Annotated in this window: 5 protein-coding genes and 2 pseudogenes; 2 read left to right on the plus strand and 5 right to left on the minus strand. The window is 65.4% G+C overall.

The window, feature by feature from the left end; genetic code table 11:
• The 3 genes and pseudogenes from EOA24_RS43165 to EOA24_RS20590 form a co-directional block, all read right to left on the minus strand.
• Positions 1-113, minus strand: a pseudogene (locus tag EOA24_RS43165) (3-oxoacyl-ACP reductase); the annotation flags it as partial.
• Between the two features lie 8 nt (positions 114-121).
• Positions 122-1849, minus strand: a complete 1728-nt coding sequence (locus EOA24_RS20585) for an IlvD/Edd family dehydratase (RefSeq protein WP_126078540.1) — start codon at positions 1847-1849, stop codon at positions 122-124.
• The gene (locus EOA24_RS20590; protein ID WP_126078541.1) at positions 1843-2628 is read right to left on the minus strand and encodes a FadR/GntR family transcriptional regulator; all 786 of its coding nucleotides are present in this window, start codon (positions 2626-2628) and stop codon (positions 1843-1845) included. The genes EOA24_RS20585 and EOA24_RS20590 overlap by 7 nt, the downstream gene beginning before the upstream one ends.
• A gap of 212 nt (positions 2629-2840) precedes the next feature.
• Here EOA24_RS20590 and EOA24_RS20595 point away from each other — a divergent pair.
• Positions 2841-3449 (plus strand): annotated as a pseudogene (locus EOA24_RS20595) (aldose 1-epimerase); the annotation flags it as partial.
• A 214-nt stretch (positions 3450-3663) separates the two neighbouring features.
• Here EOA24_RS20595 and EOA24_RS20600 read toward each other — a convergent pair.
• Positions 3664-4581: an acetamidase/formamidase family protein gene (locus EOA24_RS20600; RefSeq protein WP_126078542.1), complete on the minus strand. Its 918-nt coding sequence runs from the start codon at positions 4579-4581 to the stop codon at positions 3664-3666.
• Positions 4582-4810: 229 nt separating this feature from the next.
• On the opposite strand from EOA24_RS20600, the gene EOA24_RS20605 reads away from it, so the two are divergent.
• Positions 4811-6523, plus strand: a complete 1713-nt coding sequence (locus tag EOA24_RS20605) for an HAD family hydrolase (protein WP_126078543.1) — start codon at positions 4811-4813, stop codon at positions 6521-6523.
• A 28-nt stretch (positions 6524-6551) separates the two neighbouring features.
• Here the strand turns inward: EOA24_RS20605 and EOA24_RS20610 are convergent.
• A partial coding sequence (locus tag EOA24_RS20610) for an AAA family ATPase (protein ID WP_145992537.1) occupies positions 6552-7816 on the minus strand: 1265 nt, incomplete at its 5' end.

Below are 7816 nucleotides of genomic sequence, written 5' to 3' on the forward strand. Positions count from 1 at the left end.
GCGCAGAAATGGCGCACGAGGCTCTCGCCGATGCCGCTGCCGCCGCCGGTTATGAAGACGCTGCGGCCCCGCAGGCTGGGGTAGATCGCATAGCTCCCGGTCTCGTCGCTCATTGCGGCACCTAATGCGAATGGCGGGGGATGCCGGCATCGCGGCGCCCGACAAGGAAATCGAAATCGCAGCCCCGATCGGCCTGCAGCACGCGCTCGACATAGAGGCTCTGGTAGCCGCCCTCGGGTGGCGCCGGCGGCTTCCAGTCGCGGCGGCGGGCGGCAAGCTCCTCTTCGGAAACCAGCAACTCGAGACGCCTGCCGGCCACGTCGAGATCGATGAGGTCGCCGTCGCGAACCAGGGCAAGCGCGCCACCCGCAGCAGCCTCGGGAGCAACATGCAGGACCACGGTGCCGTAGGCGGTGCCGCTCATGCGCGCATCGGAGATGCGGACCATGTCGGAAACACCCTGTTTCAGGAGCTTGGCCGGCAGCGGCATGTTGCCGACCTCGGCCATGCCGGGATAGCCGCGCGGCCCGCAATTCTTGAGCACCATCACCGACGAGGCATCGATGTCGAGGTCCGGGTCGTCGATGCGGGCGTAGTAGTGCTCGATATTCTCGAAGACCACCGCCCTGCCCCGGTGCTGCATCAGCGCAGGGGTCGCCGCCGACGGCTTTATGACGGCGCCGTTGGGCGCAAGGTTGCCGCGCAGCACCGATATGCCGCCTTCCCTGGTCAGCGGCCGGTCGAGCGGCCGGATTACCTCGCTGTTGTAGTTCGGCGCACCGTCGACTAGCTCGCCGATCGTCTTTCCGCTGACGGTCATGGCGTCGCGATGGAGAAACCCCGCCCCATCCAGCGACGCCATGACCGCAGCCAGCCCCCCGGCGTAGTAGAAATCTTCCATCAGGAACCGGCCCGACGGCATCAGGTCGACGATGGTCGGCACATCGCGGCCGAGGCGATCCCAGTCGTCGAGGCTGAGATCGACGCCGACGCGATGCGCGATCGCTATGAGGTGCAGCACCGCGTTGGTCGATCCGCCGATGGCGCCGTTGACGCGGATGGCGTTCTCGAAGGCCTGCCGGGTGAGGATTTGCGAAATCGTCACGTCCCGGTGCACAAGATCGACGATCTGCCGCCCGGCAAGCTGCGCAAGCACGCCACGGCGCGAGTCGACCGCCGGTATGGCGGCATTGTCCGGCATGCCGATGCCCAGCGCCTCGACCATGCTGGCCATTGTGGAAGCGGTGCCCATGGTCATGCAGCTGCCGGCCGACCGGCTCTGGCCCTGCTCCGCGGCGAGGAAGTCCTCGACCTTCATGCGCCCGGCCTTCACGTCCTCGGCTAATTTCCAGACATGGGTGCCGGAGCCGATGTCCTGACCGCGGAACTTGCCGTTCAGCATCGGGCCGCCCGACAGGGCGATGGTCGGCAGGTTGCAGGACGCCGCTCCCATAAGGAGCGACGGCGTGGTCTTGTCGCAGCCGACCATGAGCACGACGCCGTCGATAGGGTTGCCGCGAATGGACTCTTCGACGTCCATGCTCGCCAGATTGCGGAACAGCATCGCGGTCGGGCGCATGTTGCTTTCGCCGAGCGATGTCACGGGAAATTCGACCGGCAGGCCGCCGGCCTCATAGACGCCGCGCTTGACGTGATCGGCAAGCGCCCGCAAATGCGCATTGCACGGGGTCAGTTCCGACCAGGTGTTGCAGATGCCGATCACCGGGCGACCGTCGAACGCATCGTCCGGAATGCCCTGGTTCTTCATCCAGCTGCGGTGCATGAAGGCGTTCTTGCCTTCACCGCCGAACCAGGCTGTCGACCGCAGCTTTCGTCTTTCGCTCACGATCTCTGCTCCTTACGGCGCCTGTTGCGGTTCTCGACGCTGCGGCGAACGTCTTCCTCGGCATTGTCGATGAGGACGAGAAGCGCCTGCTGCGCGCCGCTTCCATCGCCGGCGGCGATCTTCTCGGCCACCTCGCGATGCAGCGGCAGCGAGTGGCGCTGCCCCTCCGGATTGTCGTTGGAGAGACGGAAGCTCATCATCAGGGCCGTTTCCACCAGCGCTGCCAGCGAGCCGATCAGTTCGTTGCCCGTCATGCGCAGGATGGTCTGGTGGAAGATGAGGTCGGGCTTAGCAAAGCGGTCGCCGTCGTCGCCCACGACCTCCATTTCGGCGAGCGCGGCGTTGAGATCGGCAAGCTGCGCCGGCGTCGCGCGCTTGGCCGCAAGCGCGGCCGACATCGGCTCGATCGCCCGGCGCAGCTCGAAAAGGGCGGTGACGTCCTCGGCGCTGACGCCCGCCGCGTAGCGCCATGAAAGGACGTCCGGATCGAGGAAATTCCAGTCGGAGCGTGGGCGCACCCGGGTGCCGGTCTTAGGCCGCGACTCGACCAGCCCCTTGCCCGCCAGGACCTTGATGGCCTCGCGCAGCACGGTGCGGCTGACGCCCAGCATCTCACTGGAATCATCGGCATTGGGGAGTGCCTCGCCCGGCAGGAAATCGCCCTGGACAATGCGCAGCCCGATCTGCTCGACGACCGTCGCATGCAGCGCCGTCGAGCCGCTGGCGACCGCCGCGACGACCCGCGACGTGCGTGCGGTGCTGAAGGATTTTGTATTCTTCATACTATTCATATGATATGTCTTTATCCAGCCATAGTTGAGAGTCAAGCCGCTGGAGAGAGGATGGATGGAAATTTTGAGACAAGAGGCGCGGACGGCCTGGTCACGATCACCGACGGTCTGGCGACGGTCGAGATCGCCCCGGCCGCCGGCGGCGCGCTGGCGTCATATCGCTGGCGGAAAATGGGCATGCCGTCGATTGGCTACGCCCCGCCCTGCCCGCCGCGTTCGACAGCCGCGACGCGGGCGCGATGGCCTGCTTTCCGCTGGTCCCCTACTCCAATCGTGTAAGGGGCGGCCGCTTCAGCTTCGCCGGCCGGACCATAGAGTTGCCGACGCGACCAGACGACCCGCATTATGAGCACGGCCATGGCTGGCGACTGCCGTGGACGCTGGCCGGACACCAGCAAGCCAGGGCGATCCTGCGCTATCGCCACGATGCCGATTCCTGGCCCTGGAGCTACGAGGCCGAGCAGAGGATCGGACTCGTACGGGGCTGCCTGAGCATCCGGATCTCGCTGCGCAACCTCTCGGACACGCCCATGCCGGGCGGGTTCGGGCTTCATCCCTATTTTCCCGCCACGCCGTGGACGCATATCCAGGCCGATGTCACCGGGATGTGGGAAACCGACGCCCAGGTTCTGCCCACACGCCATGTTTCGCCGCCCGCGGGCGCCGATCCGACAACGGGCTTCGACGTCGCCGAGGCCGCATTCGACACCGTCTTCACGGGATGGACACGCCGTGCCCGCATCACCTGGCCGGATGAGGAACGGCTATTGGACATCGAGGCCGAAGCACAGCTCGATTTCCTGGTGCTCTACACACCGCCAGGCGAGCCGTTCTTCTGCGCCGAGCCGGTCAGCAACGTCACCGACGCCTTCAACCGGTTGGACGAAGACACAGGCTGCATGGTGCTACGCGCCTGGCGAGAGCCGCTCGGCAAGCGTCCGCTTCATGCCGTCACAGACAGTCTGATGTATGCCGCCCGGAGCCACGGAGCGGGTTCCGGTTGGCGCACCTTGGGGCGTGCGCTCCTCAGCCGACGGATGCCGGAAGCCATCGCTTTTCGACAAGGCAGACCATCGTGTAGGCAGGATCAAAGACGTTTCCGACGTGATACCGGACAACCTGTCCCATCAGATGCGATGCGGCGGCGGCGGACAATCCATAATCGCTGGTCAGCCAGTTGAGCATGTCCGTGGTCGCATGCTGAAGGGCCTGATCCAGCGGCCGCGCGTTGCCGACCGAGAAAATGTGCGTTTCGTTTTCACCGCGAGGCCATGTCAACCGCCTGTTCTTTTCCACGCTAAGGCGTAGCTGCACTTCAAAACAGGTCTCGATCCCGGTTCCGACGATCTCCCCATCGCCCTGCGTTGCATGGCAATCGCCCGCAAAGAAGAGCGCACCCTCCACGGCGACGGGAAACCAAACGGTCGCGCCAGGCCGAAAGCCGCGATAATCCATGTTCCCGCCATTCTCCGCGCTTGTCGCGGTGGAGAAAGCCTGGCCCATCGCGGGCGCCACGCCAAAGCAACCGATCATCGGTTCGAGCGGCAGCACGAAGTTCTCAAGGCCTGGCGGCGGCTCCTGCAACTTCGCGATTCGCGATTCCAGATCGACCAGCCAGTCGGCTCTGTCGCGCGCCGGCAATTGGCGAGCAGCCTCGGGATCGACAACATTCGCGGCCAGCGACGAGATCGTCCAGCCGGAGGGGCGGATAGGATCCATGCGCAGGATGTCCACGCGGAGCGCGTCGCCCGGTTCGGCTCCCGTCACGAAGACCGGGCCGTTCATCGGGTTTGGACCATGAGCCGGTCGCGCACCGTTCTTGTCGAAGCCCCTGGCGTCCAGCGTCTCTGTGATCACGACATCGCCGGATGCAATTGTGAGCGCCGGCGCGACCGTCCCGAGGACATTGTGCCACGTGCTGTTGATGAGCCTGTGCGTTGCCATGGAATGGCAGTAGCGAAGGCGTTGCCGCGGGGCAAGTGGGCGGATCGAGATCCTGGCGCCCGATCGTTCCATTGGTATCGGCGAGTTGGCCGCCACGATGCAGGACGGACCTGGCGCCAGCCCGACAAATCCAGTGCCCGGCCTAAACCTTTTCCACCAACAGGCGTTGTTGTCCACCCGGCCGGTTTTCCAGGCGACCGGCAAAACGGACGATGGAGAGGCTCAACCGATGTATTTCATGGCATTGGCCACCGACTATGACGGCACGCTGGCGCATGATGGCCTGGTCACCGCGAGCACGATCTCGGCGTTGGAGAAGCTGAAGAAATCCGGGCGAAAGCTCATCCTGGTCACCGGGCGCGAGCTGCCCGACCTGAAGGAGGTGTTTCCCGAACTGTCGCTGTTCGACAAGGTCGTGGCCGAAAACGGCGCGCTGATCTACACGCCGGCGAGCGAGGAAGAGCGCACGATCTCGCCCTCGCCTTCCGCGGATCTCGTCGACAGGCTGAAGAAGCGCGGCGTGAAGCCGCTCTCGGTCGGGCGATCGATCGTCGCCACCTGGGAACCGCATCAGGCGACCGTGCTCGATGTCATCAAGAAGCTCGGGCTGGAGCTGGAAATCATCTTCAACAAGGGCGCGGTGATGATCCTGCCTTCCGGCGTCAACAAGGCGACCGGGCTGGCGGCGGCGCTCGAAGACCTGAAACTGTCGGCGCACAATGTCGTGGCGGTCGGCGACGCCGAGAACGACCACGCTTTTCTCAGGGCCTCGGGCTGCAGCGTCGCGGTGGCCAACGCGCTGCCCGCCGTCAAGGAAACCGCAGATCTCGTCACCAAGGAGGTGCGCGGCAAGGGCGTCGAGGAACTGATCCGCAAGCTGATCAAGCACGACCACCTCATTGCCAAGAAGCGCTTGGGCGGCGTGCTGCTCGGAACTTCGCGCGGCAAGGACATCTATCTGTCGCCGACCGAAACAGTGCTGATCGCCGGCAGCTCGGGCATCGGCAAATCGACCCTGGCCACGGCGCTCACCGAGCGGCTGGTCGAGAAGGGTTTGCAGTTCTGCATTTTCGACCCCGAGGGCGACTATGACGGGCTGAAAGGCGCGGTGCCGCTCGGCAACGGCTCGACCGCGCCCAACAAGGAGCAGCTGCTGGAACTGATCGAGAAGCCGCAGAACAATGTCGTGGTCAACGGCCTGGCGCTGAAGGTGGACGAGCGGCCTGATTTCTTCGCCGAATTGCTGCCCGGCCTCGGCAATATCCGCTACCGGACGGCAAGGCCGCACTGGCTGATCATCGACGAGGCGCATCACTTGATGCCCAAGCGGCGCGGGGATACGCGTTCGGTGCTTTCGATCGAGCTGCCCGGCACGGTGCTGATCACCGTCCACCCCGAAGCAATCTCCACCGACGCGCTCGGCCTGGTGACGGCGGTGATCGCGCTTGGCCCCCAGGCGAAGGGCGTGATCAAGACCTTCTGCAAGGAAACGGGACTCCCGGCGCCGAAGGACATTCCATCGCCGAAGGGCGACCGCGTGCTGTTCTGGCGCCCGCATGACGGCAAGGCGCCGTTCTCGGTCAAGGCGATCGAGCCCGCCCAGTCGCTGAAGCGCCACAGCCGCAAATATGCCGAGGGCGAGCTCGACGAAGAGGGCAGCTTCTATTTCACCGGACCGAAGAAGGCGATGAACCTCAGAGCCCATAACCTCATCATCTTCGCGCAGATGGCGGAAGGCATCGACGACAAGACATGGGAACACCATTTGCGCGCCGGCGATTATTCCAAATGGTTCCGCCAGCAGATCAGGGACAAGGACCTCGCCCGAGAGACGGCGGAGGCGGAGAAGAACAAGGCGTTGTCGGCCGAGGAAAGCCGCAAGCTGGTGATCGACGCCGTGCGGCGCAGGTATACGGCGCCTGCGACAGCTCCGGAAAAGTAGGATTGGTCGTCGAACCTGAGAGGTGAGCTCAGCTCGCCTCGCGCATCGCTTCGGCCGCTTGCAGGTCGACCGAGACCAGCTGGCTGACGCCCTGCTCGGCCATGGTGACGCCGAAGAGGCGATCCATGCGCGCCATGGTGATCGGGTTGTGGGTGATGATGACGAAGCGGGTTTCCGTCGTCTTCGCCATCTCTTCCATCAAATTGCAGAAGCGCTCGACATTGTGGTCGTCGAGCGGCGCGTCGACCTCGTCGAGCACGCAGATCGGCGCGGGGTTGGTGAGGAAGACGGCGAAGATCAGCGACATCGCCGTCAGCGCCTGCTCGCCGCCGGAAAGCAGCGTCATGGTCTGCGGCTTCTTGCCGGGCGGGCGAGCGAGGATTTCAAGGCCAGCTTCCAGGGGATCTTCCGACTCGATCAGCTGCAGCTCGGCCGTGCCACCGCCGAACAGATGCGAAAACAGCCGCTGGAAATGGCCGTTGACCACCTCGAAGGCGGACAGCAGCCGCTCGCGGCCCTCGCGGTTGAGGCTCTGGATCGCCTGGCGCAGTTTCCTGATCGCCTCGATGATGTCCTCGCGCTCGGAAACGATGGTCTCCAGCCGCTCCGATAGCTCCCGCTGCTCTTCCTCGGCGCGCAAATTGACCGCGCCAAGCCGCTCGCGCTCGATCTTCAGGCGGTCGAGCTGTCGCTCGATCTCGGCCATGTCGGGCATCGGATCGTCGGCTTTGAGCCCGGTATGCTGGAAGACCAGATGCGGCGGCGTGTTCAGCGCTTCCTGGATGCGCGCCTCGACCTCGGCGCGGCGTTCGTCCGCCGCGGTGAGCCGCTCCTCGGCGCGCACGCGGGTCTCGCGCGCCTCGGCGAGCGACTGGATCGCCGCGGTGGCCGCCTTGTCGAGCTCGGCCTGCTTGTTCTCCGCCTCCTGCAGGCGGTCGCTCGCCGTCTGGCGCAACGCCTCCGCCTCTGAAAGCTGCGTCAGCAAAGCGCGGCGCTTGGCATCGATCTCGTCCGGCGCATCGGCCAACCGCTCGCGTTCGGCCTCGGCCTCGGCCTTGCGCTCGCCAAGCGCGGCAATCTGCGTCGAGGCGTTCTCGGCGCGCTCCACCCAGTTCCTGCGCTCCGCGCCGATGGCGTCGAGCCGGCGCATGCGCACCTCGGCCTCGCGGCGCAGCCCCTCATGCACGGCCCGCGCGTCGGCAAGCGTAGCGCGGTCGCGCGAGACATTGGCCGAAGCCTGTTCGAGCTGCCGCTGAAGATCGCCGAGATCGGGCGCGTCCTTGAGCATCTCCT

This window comes from Mesorhizobium sp. M2A.F.Ca.ET.039.01.1.1 (genome assembly GCF_003998035.1).
GTDB lineage: Bacteria > Pseudomonadota > Alphaproteobacteria > Rhizobiales > Rhizobiaceae > Mesorhizobium.

What these genes read in the sequence shown, in the direction of transcription:
- EOA24_RS20600 (WP_126078542.1), bottom strand. Translation starts at nt 4,581, where the DNA reads ATGGCAACGCACAGGCTCATCAACAGCACGTGGCACAATGTCCTCGGG.
- EOA24_RS20605 (WP_126078543.1), top strand. Translation starts at nt 4,811, where the DNA reads ATGTATTTCATGGCATTGGCCACCGACTATGACGGCACGCTGGCGCAT.
- EOA24_RS20590 (WP_126078541.1), bottom strand. Translation starts at nt 2,628, where the DNA reads ATGAAGAATACAAAATCCTTCAGCACCGCACGCACGTCGCGGGTCGTC.